Below are 15,768 nucleotides of genomic sequence, written 5' to 3'. Positions count from 1 at the left end.
GTCTTATTACTCTGACAGAAAGGGTCTCATTGCGGAGACCAATTTGCCGTAAAGTGGGTGCACATCGCAACAGGAGAAGAGTATGTCCGCTGTCTTACACTATCCCGCCGCCCGTGCGGAAGAGAGTTACGCCTATCTGCAGCAGAAGCTGAGTTATTACACCGATGCCTGGGATCTGGCAGAGGATCTGGCACGCGGGGAGTGTGCCATTGTCGTTTTTGATGCGCGCAGCCCTGAACACTATGCTGCAGGACATATCTGCGGCGCGCGTTCGTTTCCGCACCGTACCATCAGTGCACAAAGCACAGCGGCGCTCGATCGCAGCAAGGTCTATATCACCTACTGTGATGGCATCGGCTGCAATGGCTCAACCAAAGCGGCGCTGAAACTGGCGGCACTGGGGTTTCAGGTTAAGGAGCTTATTGGCGGGCTGGATTTCTGGAAGCGCGACGGGCATCCGCTGACGTGGGGAACCGTCGCGGGAGAGTGGCCACAGCACGGTGCTGCGGCCGGGTGCGGCTGCTGACTCAGGCCAGCAGCCAGAGCAGAAACAGCACCACCGCTACTGCGATTATCAGCGACAGCGCCGGGCGCTGCGCCAGCGGGCGCGGCAGGATCTCTGTAAACGGTGCCCAGATAGGTTGTGGCTGGCGCACGCTGTCCGTCAGCGGCAGCGTTTCACCGCGCTCAGCCCGGCGGCTGAAAAGCTGATTCAGCAGATCCTGACACTGCGCGGCGGTCAGCACGGTTTGCGGCGTCGCCTGAAAACGCTGCTGGCTGTAATCCTGCAGCAGCTGCTGTTCATCACGATTCAGCGGCTGCTTCAGCGAGCTTTCCAGCAGCTGCAGCGTGGGTGCGCTATGCTGCCCCAGCGTCTGGCGCACCTGCAGATACTGCGTCAGCAGCGGGAAGTGCCGCGACGGCACCGGATCGCCGCTTTTAAGATTCACAAGCTTCAGCGCGTCGGTCAGCAGTTTTACCGGCGACTCGCCGGTCGTGGCCGCCAGCCGCGTCACCTGCTGGTTCAGCGCCTGCTGCTCCGCCGGCAGCAGCGTGCGATCGGTACTGCGGCTCTGCTGCGGCTGCGGGATCGCCATCTGGCCGTTCTGCAGCATGGTCAGCACCTGACGCAGCTGATCCTGGCTCAGCGCACTCAGCACCGTCTGGTTAAACTGCTGGCGGATAAAGTCGCTTACCGCCTGACGGTTATTGCCCTGCGGCAGCTTATCCTGCAGCTGCTGAAGCAGCTGGCGCGTCGCGTGATTGTCCTGCACCTGACTCAGGCGACGATTAAGGTGCTGCTCGGCAGCCGGAAAATGGCGCGACTGAAAGTCAGCATCGCTCTTCACGCCCACTTCATGGCGTACGCCCGCCCACAGCTCAGGCGCTTTCAGAGTGCTGAGAGACATAATGCGTACAATGAGCCGTTCCAGCGTGGTGCGCTGCGCCGGAGAGAGAGGCTGTTCGCCAGCCGGACCGCCGGGGCGGGCCGGGCCGGAAACACCGGTAAGCGCAGAACGATCGCCCGCGGGCACACCGGGACCGCTGAGAGGTTGCATGGCGGAATCCTTGAAAAACGAGTCAGATCCGGGTGCGCCGGAAAAAGAGGGGCATATGATAGCAAAAGCCCCCGGGAAATCCACGGGGGCTGGTATCAGAAAAGCGAGAAGATGCGGATTTATTCCGCCTCTGCCGCTCTGAAGCGGCTGCGACGCCAGCGTTTCCAGACGAATGGCACCACCAGGACTGCGACCGCCAGCACCAGCAGCACTTTGCAGATGAGACTCTCCCACAGAATAGGCAGGTTGCCGTTACTGATTGAGAGCGCACGGCGCAGGTTCTGCTCCAGCATTTCCCCCAGCACAAAGCCGAGGATCAGCGGCGACATCGGGAAATCCATCTTGCGCAGGATATAGCCGAAGATGCCTAATCCCACCATCAGCAGCAGGTCGAAGGTTGTGCTGTGCACCGCATACACGCCGACGGCGGAAATGGCGGCGATCGCAGGTACCAGGAACCAGAGCGGGATGGTCAGCATACGGGCAAAGATATTGATCATCGGGATATTCATGATCAGCAGCATCACGTTGCCGATCAGCAGTGCGGCAATCAGGCCCCAGACAATGTCAGGCTGTTCGATAAACATCGCCGGGCCTGGCGTGATGTTATAGAGCGTCAGCGCGCCCACCATCACCGCCGTGGTGCCGGAACCCGGAATGCCCAGCGTCAGCATCGGAATAAATGAGCCACACGCCGAGGCATTATTTGCTGCTTCCGGTGCTGCCACGCCGCGAATATCCCCCTTGCCGAACTGGTCACTGCCGCTGATTTTCTTCTCCGTCATATAGGCGATAGCGCTGGCGATAGTGGCACCCGCACCCGGCAGCACGCCAACGAAAAAGCCCAGAAAGGAGGAGCGCAGCGTGGCGCCGGTTGCCTGGGCCGCTTCTTTCATATTGAACATCATGCGGCCGCTGGCGCGCGCGACTTTCTTGCCCCCGCTGGTGGACTCCAGCATCAGCAGAATTTCGCTGACCGAGAACAGGCCAATTACCACCACCACAAACTGAATGCCGTCGGAAAGATGAATGCTGTCGAAGGTAAAACGATAAACACCGGTATTCGCATCGACGCCCACGGTAGCCATGCTCAGACCGATCAGGGCGGCCAGGAACGATTTCAGCGGGTTGTGGCTCATCATGCTGCCGAGGCAGGCGATGGCAAACACCATCAGGGCAAAATATTCCGCCGGACCAAATGCCAGCGACCAGTTCGCCAGAATCGGGGCAAACAGAATGATGCCGATGATGGCGATGGTGGAGCCAACAAACGAGCTAACGGCGGAGATAGAGAGCGCTACGCCCGCTTTACCCTGCTGCGCCATCGGATAGCCATCCAGTGCGGTCATGATAGCACCTGCGTCACCCGGCACATTCAGCAGAATTGAAGAGATACGTCCGCCATATTCACAGCCGATATAGACAGTAGCCAGCAGGATCAGCGCTGATTCAGCCGGCAGGTGCAGAGCAAACGCCAGCGGCATCAGGATCGCCACGCCGTTAATCGGGCCCAGCCCCGGCAGTAAGCCGACAATGGTGCCGATAAAGCAGCCGATCAGGGCGATCATCAGGTTCTCCGGCGTCATAGCGACGGCGAAGCCCTGCATCAGAAAAGACCAGGTATCCATTATTGACTCCTGTTAACTCAGCCAGCTGCCCATCGGCAGCGTTACGTCAAGCAGCCGGTCGAAGGCGTAAAACAGCGCCACGCCCATCACCACGCCAGAGATCGCCGCCGCCCACCAGCGCGCACCAAACAGCAGGCCGATACCAAAGGTCAGCAGGGTCGTGCAGAGCGGAAAGCCCAGATGTTCGAACTGCCAGCCATACGCCATCAGCAGAATGCACAGGACAATCAGTTTTTTAAACGTGGTGGCTGAGGGCCACTGTATGACATCAGGCTTGCGCAGCAGCATCATGACGGCGCAGATCGCCATCAGCCCGAGCAGCAGCAGCGGGAAAGGGCGCGGACCGACCGGCTCATAGCTATATTCACTCTGGATCTGCCAGCCGATAAACAGGCCGGCAATACAGAGCGCCAGCCAGATGGCGGCAAAAATACGATCGCTCATTATCGCCTCCGCTATTTCGCCAGCCCGAACGATTTCGCTTTTTCACGATAGTCAGCGACCTGTTTTTTCACGTAAGCATCCAGCTCGCTGCCAAACATGTTGAATTCAAACAGGCCGCGCGCGTCGCGCTGCTGCTGAAACTCTTTGGTGGCAACCAGTTTTTTAAACGAATCTTCCCACCACTGGTACTCCGCATCGCTGACTTTAGGACCCAGGTAATAACCCCGGATCACCGGCCATTCAACGTTAAAGCCCTGCTCTTTAGCGGTGGGGATATCGGCCAGATTTCCCGGCAGACGTTTGTCGCTCATCACCGCCAGCACGCGCATTTTGCCGCCCTGCAGGTGTGGCACCATTTCACTCATATCACCGGACACCACCTGAATATGGTTGCCAAGCAGCGCGGTCACCGGCTCGCCGCCACCTTCAAAGGCGACATAGCGCATTTTGCGCGGATCGATACCGGCTTCACGCGCCAGCAGCGCGGTTTTCATCCAGTCCTGACTGCCGATGGAGGCGCCGGCGCCTACGACGACTTTATTAGGATCGTTTTTCATCGCCTCCATCAGCTCGCCCAGCGTTTTCCACGGCGCGTCGGCGCGTACCGCCACCATGCCGTAGTCAGTGCCGACGGCGGCCAGCCACTTCACGTCGTCCACGGAATAGCGGCCAAATTTGCCCTGTGACAGATTAAGCAGCGACCCGCCGGAGAAGGCTACCAGCGTACCCGCTTCGGCCGGGCGCTGCGCAATGATGGCGTTATAGGCCACTGCGCCGACGCCGCCTGGCATGTAGGTTACGCGCATGGGCGAGGTGAGCTGGCCGGTCTCCTGCATGGAGACCTGGATCAGCTTACAGGTCAGGTCAAAGCCGCCGCCGGGTTTAGCCGGGGCGATACACTCGGTGCGCTGTGGTACCTCTGCCAGCGCAGAGGTTACTGAAAAAGCCAGCAGGGATGAGGCGAGGACGAGAAGGCCTGTTTTTTTCATGGTTCGCTCCAGTCATTCTTCCAGATTGTGATTGCTACCGAACATTTTCGGTTGCTGAATTGTTAAAGGAGTAACCTTTCATTTACCTTTCAGCTATCAGCAAAAATGACAGGATGTGATATGCGTCTCTTACTGGTGGAAGACACCACTGAACTGGCCTCATGGCTGCAAAAGGCGCTCACGCAAAAAGGGTTTGCTGTCGACTGGGTCGCGGACGGGCTGGCCGCCGATCATATATTGCAAAGTGAGGACTACGCGCTGGTGGTGCTGGATGTGTCACTGCCACGGCTGGATGGCCTGGCAGTACTGGCCCGGCTGCGCAAACGCGGACAGAACGTGCCGGTGCTGCTGCTGACGGCGCAAAGTACCCTGGCGCAGCGGGTGCAGGGCTTAAACGGCGGCGCCGATGACTATCTGACCAAGCCGTTTGAGCTGGATGAGCTGGATGCGCGACTGCGCGCGCTGCTGCGCCGCAGCCACGGCCAGACGGCGCAGACCCAGCGGCTCGGACAGCTGGAGCGCGACAGCGAAGGCTATTTCCTGCTGAATCATAAGCCGCTGTCGCTGACGCCGCGCGAATCGAGCGTGCTCTCCACGCTGATGCAGCGGCCGGGACGACCGGTATCGCGCCAGCATCTTTATGAGCAGACGTTTACGCTGGCCGACGACGCCAGTCCGGAGAGCATTGAGCTCTATGTGCATCGGGTGCGTAAAAAGCTCTCCGGCAGCGATGTGGCGATTGTGACGCTGCGCGGGCTCGGCTACAGCCTGGAGCAGCAGCCGTGCGGCTGATGCACTCGCTGCGTGGTGAGCTGCTGCTGTGGCTGGGCGCACCGCTGCTGCTGCTGTGGGCGCTGTCGGTTTATACCCATTATCAGAGCGCGCTGCAGGCAGCGAATCAGGCTTATGACCGCTCACTGCTGGCGTCAGCGCGCACCGTGGCGGAAAGGCTGGCGGTGCGCCAGCGCCATCTGGAAGTGGATGTGCCCTGGGTGGTGCTGGACAGCTTTGAACGCAATATGAACGATCAGCTCTTCTATCAGGTTATTTCACCGCAGGGAAATACGCTCTCCGGCTACCCCGATCTGCCGCTGCTGCCGCGTAACGCGCCGCTCTCTGAGGCTTACCCGGCGCTGGTGCACTTTTATGACGCGCACTACCGCAGGCAGCCGATTCGGGTGGCGGCGCTATGGCAGCCGGTGAATGAAGAGGGGGTAGAGGGCATGGCGCTGGTGCTGGTGGCGGAAACGCTGAACTCCCGGCACGCCTTTGCCGACAGCCTGCTGCGTACGGCGCTGATCAGCCAGAGTTTCCTGGTGCTGATCACGCTGCTGCTGGCGGGGATGCTGCTGCGCCGGGTGCTGCGGCCGCTGCGCCGGCTGTCGCGGATTATGCTGCGCCGTGCGCCAGGAGAGCTGACGCCCTTGCCGTCGCTGGTACCCTGGTCAGAACTGCAGCCGCTGATTGTGGCATTTAACCGGCATCTGGAGCGGCTGCGCGGGCTGCTGGCGCGGCAGGAGCGCTTCAGCGCCGATGTGTCGCACCAGCTGCGTACGCCGCTGACCATTTTGAAAACCCAGGTCAGCGTGGCGCTCAGCAGTGACGATCCGCAGCAGTGGCGTGAGAGCCTGCAGGGCATGCGCCACACGCTGAACGATACCGTAGAGCTGACTGACCGGCTGCTGCAGCTGGCGCAGATCAAGGCGCGCCACGGCGAAGATAAACCCTTTACCCGCGTTGATCTCAGTCAGATTGTGCAGCAGGCGTGCCTGAGCGGCTATACCGCCGCGCGGCACAAGCAGATTGATTTAGGTTTCGAGGGCGAAGAGGCGTGTCGCGTACAGGGAGACGCGCTGCTGCTGGCTGAACTGTGCGCCAACCTGCTGGATAATGCGATTAAATATACGCCGGCGCAGGGAACGGTAACGGCACGGCTGCAGGGGCATCAGCTGGAGATTGAAGACAGCGGCCCCGGTATAGACGCTGCGCAGCAGCAGCAGGCGCTCCAGCCGTTTGCACGTCTCGATCCCAGCGGGCAGCCTGGTGCGGGTATCGGGCTGGCGCTGGTGAAAGATATCTGCGCCTGGCACGGCGCGCGGCTGCGTCTCGATCGCAGCCCGCAGCTGGGCGGACTGCGGGTCACCGTCAGCTTTCCCTGATGACCGGCTGGCGCAGCGGCGTCTTCAGCCGCTGCGCCAGGATCACGCCGGTAAGCGTAATACCGCCGCCAATCCAGTGATAGCTGTGCAGCTGCTCATGCAGAAACAGCACCGCAATAAGCGCTGTAAATACCGGCACCACGTTCATAAAGATACTGGTGGTGCTGGCACCCAGCCGCTGCACGCCAAGGATCCACAAAAAGGGCGCCACGATCGAGGCAAACAGCCCGGCAAACAGCACCAGCGGCAGGTTCTGCTGCGTCAGCGCGACCTCCGGCGCGAGCAGAAAGCCCGGCAGCAGCAGCACAACACCGAAGAAAATCTGCACATAGAGGCTTTGCCAGGTGGGGAGTGGGATCGCCCAGCGTTTGGTCAGTACGCCATAGAGTGCATAAGAGGTGGAGGCCGCCAGCATCATCACTTCGCCATTGCCGGGTCGCTGCGCCAGCAGCTGGGCCGGATTGCCGGCGCTGACCAGCCAGACCAGTCCGATAAATGAGAGAATCCCGCCCAGCAGAATACCGCGCGTGGGGGCCAGGCGCAGCACCAGCAGGCTGAGCAGAATCGTCAGCAGCGGAATGGTGGCGCCGAGTATGCCCATCATCACCGCCGACACGCTGTGTGCCGCATAGTAGGCAAGGCTCTGGTAGAGCACCATGCCAAGCAGCCCCAGCAGCAGCAGCTGACCGAGGTGACTTTTTATTGTGCGCCGGTGCCGCCATGCGCCGGGCAGGCAGAACGGGGTCAGCACCAGCAGCGCCAGCAGCCAGCGATAAAAAGAGATCGCAGCAGGATCGATAGCGTCAGCCGAGAGTTTGCTGACGATGGTGTTGACTGACCAGATCAGCACCGCAATGAGAGGGAACAGCAGATTCATAACAGGCTCCGTAAAAAAGTGCCGCCAGCATACGTTTGACCGGTTTAAAACAGATAGTTAAAATCGGACAATATTTGTTAATGACCGGACAGAATGACTATTCAGGTTGCCTATTGCCCGCCCGCTGACGCGCCGCGCATTTTTATGCGTTACGAACAGACGCATGCGCGCACCGAATATCTGCCGCATCAGCATGCGTGGGGCCAGGCGATTTTTGTTACCCGCCACGTGCTGGAGCTGGACATTGAAGGCGAGCGCCTGCTGGCCCCGGCTGAGATGCCGGTATGGATCCCTCCCGGCCAGCGACACAGCAGCTATAACCACTGTCAGGCACAGTTTCGTACCCTGAATCTGGCAGCAGAACTGTGTCACGGCCTGCCAACGCGCGCCTGCCTGCTGACGGCGGATGCGATAACGCATGCGATTATGAATGAGTTCGCGCAGCGCGCGCTGGCGCAGCCGCAGAGCGAGGCGGAGTGGCGCCTGTGTGATGTGCTGCTGGATCGCCTGCGCCAGGCACCCGCGCATACCAGCTATCTGCCCGCCTCAGATGATAAGTTTCTTGCGCCGGTACTGCGTGCGCTGGAGGCCAATCCCGGCGATAACACCACGCTGGCGCAGTGGGCGCAGCGCGTGTTTACCACAGAACGTACGCTGGCGCGGCGCTGCCAGCAGCAGCTGAAAATGTCCTTTAGCGAGTGGCGGCAGCGGCTGCGTTTTCTGCGCACGCTTGCGCTGCTGGAGCAGGGCAAGAGCGTGCAGGCTATCGCTCATGAACTCGGCTATAGCTCCGCCTCGGCGCTGATTGTTATGTTTCAGCAGCAGGCGGGCACCTCCCCGGAACGCTATCGCAGCCGGTTAGGCTAACAGCCGCCTTTGTGGCACACTAGCCGGCGTTCATTTCCCGCAGACAGGACCACCGCCGTGAAAATTCTCGTTGATGAAAACATGCCCTATGCCCGTGAACTCTTCAGCCGCACCGGTGAGGTGGTTGCCGTACCGGGCCGTCCGCTGCCTGAAGCGGAGCTGCGCGATGCCAGCGCGCTGATGGTGCGCTCGGTCACCCCGGTCAATGCGGCGCTGCTGGCGGACACGCCGGTAAAATTTGTCGGCACTGCCACCGCGGGCACCGATCACGTGGATCAGGCCTCGCTACAGGCAGCCGGCATCGGCTTCTCTGCCGCACCAGGCTGCAACGCTATCGCCGTGGTGGAATATGTCTTCTCTGCGCTGCTGCTGCTGGCTGAACGTGACGGCTTTGCGCTGCGCGATCGCACCGTGGGCATCGTGGGCGTGGGTAACGTCGGCAGCCGTCTGCAGGCGCGACTGGAAGCCTGGGGCGTTAAAACGCTGCTGTGCGATCCGCCCCGTGCCGATCGTGGCGATACCGGACCGTTTCATACGCTGGAAACGCTGGTGGCACAGGCGGATATCCTGACTTTTCATACGCCGCTCAACAAAGAGGGGCGCTATAAAAGCTGGCACCTGGCGGATGCGGCGCTGCTGATGGCGCTGCGGCCCGATACCATTCTGATTAACGCCTGCCGCGGTCCGGTGGTTGACAACGCTGCGCTGCTGGAAGTGCTGAAAATGCGTGGCGATCTGCGCGTGGTACTGGATGTATGGGAGCCGGAACCCGATCTCAGTCTCGATTTGCTGGCGCGCGTGGATATCGCTACCGCCCATATCGCAGGCTACACGCTGGAGGGTAAAGCGCGTGGCACGACGCAGGTCTTTGAAGCCTGGAGCGCGTTTATCGGCCAGCCGCAGCAGGTGGCGCTGGAGAGTCTGCTGCCGCCGCCGGAGTTCAGCAGCATCACGCTGCACGGTGAACTCGATCAGGCAACGCTGAAACGACTGGCACACCTGGTGTATGATGTGCGCCGCGACGACGCGCCGCTGCGTAAAGCAGCAGGCCAGCCGGGGGAGTTTGACCGGCTGCGCCGGCAGTACGAAGAGCGCCGTGAGTGGTCTTCGCTGCAGGTGATCTGCGACAACGCTGCCAGCGCCAGCATGCTGAAGCAGTTGGGCTTTCGCGTCAGCCTGCAGGGGCAGCCATCCTCTCTCCCGGAATGATGCGCCACGGCGCACAGCGGGAACGAATCTGAATTATGAGGCGGTATCATTACCGCCTTCTGTTTTTATGTCATTGTCTGGAGTAAACCAACATGTCTGACGGCTGGAATATTGCGCTACTGGGCGCAACAGGCGCCACAGGAAACGCTGTACTGGAACTGCTGGCGGAACGCCAGTTCCCGGTTGGTGAGATCCATCTGCTGGCAAGCGAAAACAGCGCGGGTGAAACACTGCGTTTTGCCGGCCGTTCGGTGCGCGTACAGGATGCGGCTGAGTTCGACTGGACCCAGGCGCAGCTGGCGTTTTTCACTGCCGGTCGCGAGGCGTCAGCCCGCTACGCAGAAGAGGCGGCGAGCCAGGGATGCCTGGTGATCGACAGCAGCGATCTGTTCGCGCTGGAGCCGGATGTGCCGCTGGTGGTACCGGATGTGAACCCGCAGGCACTGGCGGACTACCGTAACCGTAATATTATCAGCGTGGCGGATGCACTGGTAAGCCAGCTGTTATGCGCCATCAAGCCACTGGTTGAAACCGCCGGGCTGAGCCGCATTCAGGTAACAAACCTGCTGTCAGTATCCAGCCAGGGCAAAGCTGCCGTGGATGGACTGGCAGGCGAGAGTGCGCGCCTGCTGAATGGCATTCCGCCTGATGAACACTATTTTGGCCGTCAGCTGGCATTTAACCTGCTGCCGCAGCAGGCAGACAGCAGCGGCAGCGTGGCAAGTGAACGTCGCGTCGTGGAGCAGGTGCGTAAAGTGCTGCAGGATGAGGGACTGCCGATTGCCGTCAGCAGCGTGCAGGCGCCGGTGTTTTACGGTAATGCGCAAATCGTTTATCTGGAAAATCTGCGTCCGCTCTCTGCCGAAGAGGCACGTGATGAACTGGCGCGTGCGGAAGATATCAGCCTGAGCGAAGAGGGGGATTACCCGACGCAGGTGGGCGACGCCTCCGGTAATGAAGTGCTGAGCATTGGCAGCCTGCGCAACGACTACGGCATTCCGGAGCTGCTGCAGTTCTGGTCGGTGGCGGATAACGTACGCTTTGGCGGCGCGCTGATGGCAGTGAAAACGGCGGAGAAGCTGGTGCAGGAGTATTTCTACTGATGCAGGCGGAGGCGACAACCCTGAAGCTGGCGCTGGGCATTGAGTATGACGGCAGCCGCTACTATGGCTGGCAGCGGCAAAATGAAGTACGCAGCGTGCAGGAGAAGCTGGAGAAAGCGCTGGCGAAAGTAGCGAACCATGACGTCAGCGTGTTTTGCGCCGGGCGGACAGACGCAGGCGTACACGGCACCGGTCAGGTAGTGCATTTTGAAACCACTTCCCGGCGCGCTGACAGCGCCTGGACGCTGGGGGTCAATGCCAATCTGCCGGATGATATCGCCGTACGCTGGGTAAAAGCGGTGCCGGAGAGCTTTCACGCGCGCTTCAGCGCGACCGCGCGACGCTACCGCTATGTGATTTATAATCAGCGGCTGCGCCCGGCTATTCTCGGCAACGGGCTGACGCACTACTACCATCCGCTGGACGCAGAGAAAATGCAGCGTGCCGGTCAGCATCTGCTGGGTGAAAATGACTTCACCTCGTTTCGTGCCGTTCAGTGCCAGTCGCGTACGCCATGGCGTAACGTGATCCATCTGAACGTCATACGGCAGGGGGCATTTGTCATTGTCGATATCAAAGCGAACGCCTTCGTGCACCATATGGTGCGTAACATCGTCGGCAGCCTGATAGAGGTTGGCAATGGCAATCAGCCGGAGAGCTGGATAGCGGATCTGCTGGCGGCAAAAGATCGCACGCTGGCAGCGGCAACCGCGAAAGCGGAAGGGTTATACCTGGTGGCGGTGGATTACCCGTCCCATTTTGCGTTACCACAGCCTGCGCCGGGACCACTGTTCCTCGCAGATTAATTTTTAACCGTAGGGTGTCAGGGAGTTAGCTGGTATGGAGTTTATCCATTTTGTTGTCGATTTTATTCTGCACATTGATGTGCACCTGGCCGAACTGGTGGCGCAGTATGGCATCTGGATCTACGCCATCCTGTTCCTGATCCTGTTTTGCGAGACCGGTCTGGTGGTGACGCCATTCCTGCCGGGTGATTCGCTGCTGTTTGTGGCAGGCGCGCTTGCTGCCTTACCGGGCAACGACTTAAACGTGCACCTGATGGTCACGCTGCTGGTTATCGCTGCTATTCTCGGCGATGCGGTGAACTACACCATTGGCCGCCTGTTTGGTGAGAAGCTGTTCAGTAATCCGCAGTCTAAAATCTTCCGCCGCAGCTATCTCGATAAAACCCATTCGTTCTACGATCGCCACGGCGGTAAAACCATTATACTTGCGCGCTTTGTGCCAATCGTGCGAACCTTTGCCCCCTTCGTGGCGGGTATGGGACATATGTCCTATCGCCACTTTGCGCTCTTCAACGTTACGGGCGCGCTGTTGTGGGTACTGCTGTTCTCCTATGCCGGCTATCTGTTTGGCGATCTGCCGGTGGTGCAGGAGAACCTCAAGCTGCTGATTGTCGGCATTATCGTGGTATCGATACTGCCAGGCGTGATTGAAGTATGGCGTCATCGCCGTCAGGCGCGTCAGCAGAAATCGCAGTAAGCCCGTCACCAGATTTTTATCCACAGCGTGAACAGGTTGTGGTTTAATGAGCGACATTTACGGCCTGCTGAAGGTGATTTCAGCAGTAACGAAAAGACTGGACCAGGTCAGCATTAAACAGAAAGGTCATCAATGAGCTGGATTGAACGCATACTGAATAAAAGCACCACGACGCCTACGCGCAAAGCCAGCATCCCGGAAGGGGTGTGGACCAAGTGCGACAGCTGTGGTCAGGTGCTCTACCGCGCCGAGCTGGAGCGCAACCTTGAGGTCTGCCCGAAGTGCGACCACCACATGCGTATGCACGCGCGCGAGCGTCTGCATAGCCTGATGGATGAAGGGTCGATGGTTGAGCTGGGAAGCGAGCTGGAGCCAAAAGATCTGCTCAAGTTCCGCGACTCCAAAAAGTATAAGGATCGTCTGGTAGCGGCCCAGAAAGACACCGGCGAAAAAGATGCGCTGATCGTCATGAAAGGCCAGCTGCACGGCATGCCGGTTGTGGCGGCGGCGTTTGAGTTTGCCTTTATGGGCGGCTCGATGGGCTCAGTCGTGGGCGCGCGCTTTGTGCGTGCCGTAGAGCAGGCGCTGGAAGATAACTGCCCGCTGATCTGCTTCTCGGCCAGCGGCGGTGCACGTATGCAGGAAGCGCTGCAGTCGCTGATGCAGATGGCAAAAACCAGTGCGGCCCTGGCGAAAATGCAGGAGCGCGGTCTGCCTTATATCTCCGTGCTGACTGACCCGACCATGGGTGGCGTTTCTGCCAGCTTTGCGATGCTGGGCGATCTCAACGTGGCGGAGCCAAAAGCGCTGATCGGTTTTGCCGGTCCACGCGTGATTGAGCAGACGGTACGTGAAAAGCTGCCGCCGGGCTTCCAGCGCAGTGAGTTCCTGATTGAAAAAGGCGCGATCGACATGATCATCCGTCGTCCGGAAATGCGCTTTAAGCTGGCCAGCCTGCTGGCAAAAATGATGAACCTGCCGGCTCCGCAGCTGGATGGCGAGCCACCGGTGGTGGTGGAACCAGAAAGCAACGACGCCTGACAGGCAACCGAAAGGCGCAGCGATGCGCCTTTTTACTTTCATTCCGTACATCCCATTATTCAGTGAGCAGCCGTGCCGGTTCCTGCCTGTTGATAGCCATCAGCCGCGCGCAGGCCTCTCTTTCCGCCGCTGCGCTGAACGATGAGCTGTACTACGCAACAGACGGGACTCATGAACACGCATCAGCCTCCTCAGGGCACGTCGCCGCTGGCCACGTGGCTTCACTATCTTGAGCATCTTCACTCACAGGCGATTGAACTGGGTCTGGATCGTATTCAGCGCGTTGCCGCGCAGCTTGACCTGCTGAAACCCGCTCCCTTTATCTTTACCGTCGCCGGCACCAACGGCAAAGGCACCACCTGCCGCACGCTGGAAACGCTGCTGATGGCAGCAGGCTACCGTACGGGCGTCTACAGTTCGCCGCATCTGGTGCGCTACACCGAGCGCGTACGCGTGCAGGGTGCGGAGCTGCCGGAGGCGCAGCACAGCGCCAGCTTTGCTGAAATCGAGGCGGGGCGTGGTGATACCTCGCTCACCTATTTTGAATTTGGCACGCTCTCTGCGCTTAATCTGTTCCGCCAGGCGAATCTTGACGTGGTGATCCTCGAAGTCGGACTGGGTGGCCGTCTTGATGCCACCAACATTGTTGCCAGTGATGTGGCGGTGATCACCAGTATCGCACTCGATCACACGGACTGGCTTGGCCCCGACCGCGAGAGTATCGGGCGGGAGAAAGCGGGTATTTTCCGCGCCGGTAAACCTGCCGTAGTGGGCGAAGCGGAGATGCCGGCAAGCATCGCTGCGGTGGCAGCAGAGACCGGTGCCGTGCTGCATCAGGTCAATCGCGACTGGCAGTGGCAGGGCGGTAGTGATAGCTGGATGCTGCAGGATGCGCAGGGTGAGCTGCGCGATCTGCCGCTGCCGCAGGTGCCGCTGCCGAATGCGGCCACGGCGCTGGCTGCGTTACGCGCATCGGGTCTGCAGGTGCCTGACGCCATTATCCGCGCGCATCTGCCGCAGGCGGTACTGGCAGGGCGTTTCCAGACCATAAGCCATGCGCCGCAGGTGATTCTGGACGTCGCGCACAACCCGCACGCGGCTGCCTGGCTGGCGTCGCGTCTGGCAGCGCTGCCCGCGGGCGGAACGGTTCATGCGGTAGCGGGTATGCTGCACGACAAAGATATTGCCGGTACGCTCGCTGCGCTGGCGCCGCAGGTGACGCACTGGTACTGCGCGCCGCTGGCGGGTCCGCGTGGCGCATCGGCAGAGGAGCTGCTTGCGCATCTGGAGAGCGGTACGGCGTATACCAGCGTTGATGCGGCGTGGCGGGCGGCGCGTGCGCAGGCCAGCCGGCAGGATGTGATTCTGGTGTGTGGGTCATTTCACACCGTAGCACAGGTTATGGAATCGATGGCAGCGGAGAACGGCAGTGGCGAGTAAGTTTCAAAATCGGTTAGTGGGCACGGTGATCCTGGTGGCGATTGGTGTCATTGTGCTGCCGGGCCTGCTGGACGGTAAGAAAAAGCATTATAAGGAAGAGTTTGCAGCGATTCCGCTGGTGCCAAAACCTGACGATCAGCAGGATAGCGAAATGGTGCCGCCGGTCACGCAGCCGCTGCCGTCGCAGCCGCCGGAAGGTGCCGGTGCTGCGCAGCAGTCAGCGACCACTCAGGCCACGCAAAATCCGGCCGTCAGCGGCAGCGCGCAGCCGGTGCAGAACAGCCAGCCGAGCGTAGTCACGCCACCGGCGGTGCATCAGCAGACGCAGCCCAGAACCCAGCAGAAACCGGCTGAGCAGACGAAACCTAAAACCACCGAGCAGAGCAGGCCGAAGCCGGCAGAGCAACCGAAGCCGAAGCCGGTGGAGACGCCAAAACCCGCAGAGCAGCCAAAAGCAGCGGAGCAGAGCAAGCCGGCAGAAACGTCGAAGCCAGCCAGCGCGCCAGCGGGGCAGGCGTATGTGGTACAGCTTGGCGCACTGAAGAACGCTGCGAAAGTGGACGAGATTGTGGCGAAGCTGCGGCTCTCTGGCTACCGCGCCTTTACCGTGCCGTCATCGCCGGTGCAGGGGCAAATCACCCGTATCTACGTCGGACCTGACGCCTCTAAAGCGAAGCTGCAAAGTTCGCTGAGCGAGCTGCAGAGCGTTTCCGGACTGGGCGGCGTGGTGAAACCCTATAGCGTGCGCTGACAGGCTGATAAGCCACGCCGATAGCAGTAACAGGCGTGGCTTATAGCGCGTAAATGCCGGGTTAAAGCAGTTAATTAACTTTAAAATCAGCTATTTAAATATTGCTGATAGTAACGGGCGAAGGAATTATTTTTCCTCGCCCTTTTTCATCACTGCGAACAGGAAAAGGCTACGCAAACGTTTTCTTTTTCTGTTAGA

General features: G+C 60.2%; 16 protein-coding genes. 11 read left to right on the top strand and 5 right to left on the bottom strand.

Annotated elements, in window-relative coordinates:
* The first annotated feature begins 82 nt into the window (after positions 1 to 82).
* Complete coding sequence (locus C1Y41_RS08405; protein WP_104085242.1) at positions 83 to 526, top strand: rhodanese-like domain-containing protein; 444 nt, start codon at positions 83 to 85, stop codon at positions 524 to 526.
* Between the two features lies 1 nt (position 527).
* Here C1Y41_RS08405 and flk read toward each other — a convergent pair whose 3' ends face one another.
* The 4 genes from flk to C1Y41_RS08385 form a co-directional block, all read right to left on the bottom strand.
* Positions 528 to 1,559 carry a flagella biosynthesis regulator Flk gene (flk, locus tag C1Y41_RS08400; protein WP_104085241.1) on the bottom strand — a complete coding sequence of 344 codons (1,032 nt, stop codon included), beginning with the start codon at positions 1,557 to 1,559 and terminating at the stop codon, positions 528 to 530.
* Between the two features lie 119 nt (positions 1,560 to 1,678).
* Positions 1,679 to 3,187: a tripartite tricarboxylate transporter permease gene (locus tag C1Y41_RS08395; RefSeq protein ID WP_094111107.1), complete on the bottom strand. Its 1,509-nt coding sequence runs from the start codon at positions 3,185 to 3,187 to the stop codon at positions 1,679 to 1,681.
* Positions 3,188 to 3,199: 12 nt separating this feature from the next.
* Positions 3,200 to 3,631 (bottom strand): tripartite tricarboxylate transporter TctB family protein, encoded by a 432-nt coding sequence (locus tag C1Y41_RS08390; RefSeq protein ID WP_039379131.1) that lies wholly within the window; start codon positions 3,629 to 3,631, stop codon positions 3,200 to 3,202.
* An 11-nt stretch (positions 3,632 to 3,642) separates the two neighbouring features.
* Positions 3,643 to 4,620 (bottom strand): tripartite tricarboxylate transporter substrate binding protein, encoded by a 978-nt coding sequence (locus C1Y41_RS08385; protein ID WP_039379130.1) that lies wholly within the window; start codon positions 4,618 to 4,620, stop codon positions 3,643 to 3,645.
* Between the two features lie 120 nt (positions 4,621 to 4,740).
* Here C1Y41_RS08385 and tctD point away from each other — a divergent pair, with 120 nt between their 5' ends.
* On the top strand, positions 4,741 to 5,412 hold the full coding sequence (gene tctD / locus C1Y41_RS08380; RefSeq protein WP_104085240.1) for a transcriptional regulator TctD: 672 nt from the start codon (positions 4,741 to 4,743) through the stop codon (positions 5,410 to 5,412).
* Positions 5,403 to 6,779 carry a sensor histidine kinase gene (locus C1Y41_RS08375; RefSeq protein ID WP_104085239.1) on the top strand — a complete coding sequence of 459 codons (1,377 nt, stop codon included), beginning with the start codon at positions 5,403 to 5,405 and terminating at the stop codon, positions 6,777 to 6,779. Before tctD ends, C1Y41_RS08375 begins: the two co-directional genes overlap by 10 nt.
* On the opposite strand, the gene C1Y41_RS08370 is transcribed toward C1Y41_RS08375, so the two are convergent.
* Positions 6,766 to 7,656, bottom strand: coding sequence for a DMT family transporter (locus C1Y41_RS08370; RefSeq protein WP_104085238.1), 891 nt, complete (start codon positions 7,654 to 7,656; stop codon positions 6,766 to 6,768). The two genes, C1Y41_RS08375 and C1Y41_RS08370, sit on opposite strands and share 14 nt — an antisense overlap.
* A gap of 93 nt (positions 7,657 to 7,749) precedes the next feature.
* Between C1Y41_RS08370 and C1Y41_RS08365 the strand changes: the two genes are divergently transcribed.
* The 8 genes from C1Y41_RS08365 (at position 7,750) to dedD (ending at position 15,570) form a co-directional block, all read left to right on the top strand.
* Complete coding sequence (locus C1Y41_RS08365) at positions 7,750 to 8,523, top strand: helix-turn-helix domain-containing protein (protein WP_104085237.1); 774 nt, start codon at positions 7,750 to 7,752, stop codon at positions 8,521 to 8,523.
* A 57-nt stretch (positions 8,524 to 8,580) separates the two neighbouring features.
* Positions 8,581 to 9,732: a 4-phosphoerythronate dehydrogenase PdxB gene (gene pdxB / locus C1Y41_RS08360; RefSeq protein WP_104085236.1), complete on the top strand. Its 1,152-nt coding sequence runs from the start codon at positions 8,581 to 8,583 to the stop codon at positions 9,730 to 9,732.
* A 92-nt stretch (positions 9,733 to 9,824) separates the two neighbouring features.
* Entirely contained in the window at positions 9,825 to 10,835 is a 1,011-nt protein-coding gene (locus tag C1Y41_RS08355) for an aspartate-semialdehyde dehydrogenase (protein WP_104085235.1), read from the top strand.
* Positions 10,835 to 11,641 (top strand): tRNA pseudouridine(38-40) synthase TruA, encoded by an 807-nt coding sequence (gene truA / locus C1Y41_RS08350; protein WP_039379116.1) that lies wholly within the window; start codon positions 10,835 to 10,837, stop codon positions 11,639 to 11,641. The genes C1Y41_RS08355 and truA overlap by 1 nt, the downstream gene beginning before the upstream one ends.
* A 34-nt stretch (positions 11,642 to 11,675) precedes the next feature.
* Positions 11,676 to 12,338 carry a DedA family protein gene (locus C1Y41_RS08345; RefSeq protein ID WP_104085234.1) on the top strand — a complete coding sequence of 221 codons (663 nt, stop codon included), beginning with the start codon at positions 11,676 to 11,678 and terminating at the stop codon, positions 12,336 to 12,338.
* A gap of 132 nt (positions 12,339 to 12,470) precedes the next feature.
* Positions 12,471 to 13,379: an acetyl-CoA carboxylase, carboxyltransferase subunit beta gene (accD, locus tag C1Y41_RS08340; RefSeq protein ID WP_039379111.1), complete on the top strand. Its 909-nt coding sequence runs from the start codon at positions 12,471 to 12,473 to the stop codon at positions 13,377 to 13,379.
* 171 nt (positions 13,380 to 13,550) lie between these two features.
* Positions 13,551 to 14,819, top strand: a complete 1,269-nt coding sequence (gene folC, locus C1Y41_RS08335; RefSeq protein ID WP_039379108.1) for a bifunctional tetrahydrofolate synthase/dihydrofolate synthase — start codon at positions 13,551 to 13,553, stop codon at positions 14,817 to 14,819.
* A complete protein-coding gene (gene dedD / locus C1Y41_RS08330; protein ID WP_104085233.1) occupies positions 14,809 to 15,570 on the top strand; it encodes a cell division protein DedD in 762 nt (253 codons plus the stop codon). The genes folC and dedD overlap by 11 nt, the downstream gene beginning before the upstream one ends.
* The last annotated feature ends 198 nt before the right edge of the window (positions 15,571 to 15,768 follow it).

The sequence above is a fragment of the Pantoea sp. ICBG 1758 genome (assembly GCF_002928325.1).
Classification (GTDB): Bacteria; Pseudomonadota; Gammaproteobacteria; order Enterobacterales; family Enterobacteriaceae; genus Pantoea; species Pantoea eucrina.
This window is presented reverse-complemented; position numbering and strand designations above follow the sequence as displayed.

Excerpts from the sequence above, each read along its gene's own strand:
- flk (WP_104085241.1), bottom strand. The coding sequence starts at position 1,559 with ATGCAACCTCTCAGCGGTCCCGGTGTGCCCGCGGGCGATCGTTCTGCG.
- C1Y41_RS08345 (WP_104085234.1), top strand. The coding sequence starts at position 11,676 with ATGGAGTTTATCCATTTTGTTGTCGATTTTATTCTGCACATTGATGTG.
- C1Y41_RS08395 (WP_094111107.1), bottom strand. The coding sequence starts at position 3,187 with ATGGATACCTGGTCTTTTCTGATGCAGGGCTTCGCCGTCGCTATGACG.
- C1Y41_RS08370 (WP_104085238.1), bottom strand. The coding sequence starts at position 7,656 with ATGAATCTGCTGTTCCCTCTCATTGCGGTGCTGATCTGGTCAGTCAAC.
- C1Y41_RS08390 (WP_039379131.1), bottom strand. The coding sequence starts at position 3,631 with ATGAGCGATCGTATTTTTGCCGCCATCTGGCTGGCGCTCTGTATTGCC.
- tctD (WP_104085240.1), top strand. The coding sequence starts at position 4,741 with ATGCGTCTCTTACTGGTGGAAGACACCACTGAACTGGCCTCATGGCTG.
- C1Y41_RS08365 (WP_104085237.1), top strand. The coding sequence starts at position 7,750 with ATGACTATTCAGGTTGCCTATTGCCCGCCCGCTGACGCGCCGCGCATT.
- C1Y41_RS08385 (WP_039379130.1), bottom strand. The coding sequence starts at position 4,620 with ATGAAAAAAACAGGCCTTCTCGTCCTCGCCTCATCCCTGCTGGCTTTT.
- folC (WP_039379108.1), top strand. The coding sequence starts at position 13,551 with ATGAACACGCATCAGCCTCCTCAGGGCACGTCGCCGCTGGCCACGTGG.
- truA (WP_039379116.1), top strand. The coding sequence starts at position 10,835 with ATGCAGGCGGAGGCGACAACCCTGAAGCTGGCGCTGGGCATTGAGTAT.
- C1Y41_RS08355 (WP_104085235.1), top strand. The coding sequence starts at position 9,825 with ATGTCTGACGGCTGGAATATTGCGCTACTGGGCGCAACAGGCGCCACA.
- C1Y41_RS08405 (WP_104085242.1), top strand. The coding sequence starts at position 83 with ATGTCCGCTGTCTTACACTATCCCGCCGCCCGTGCGGAAGAGAGTTAC.
- accD (WP_039379111.1), top strand. The coding sequence starts at position 12,471 with ATGAGCTGGATTGAACGCATACTGAATAAAAGCACCACGACGCCTACG.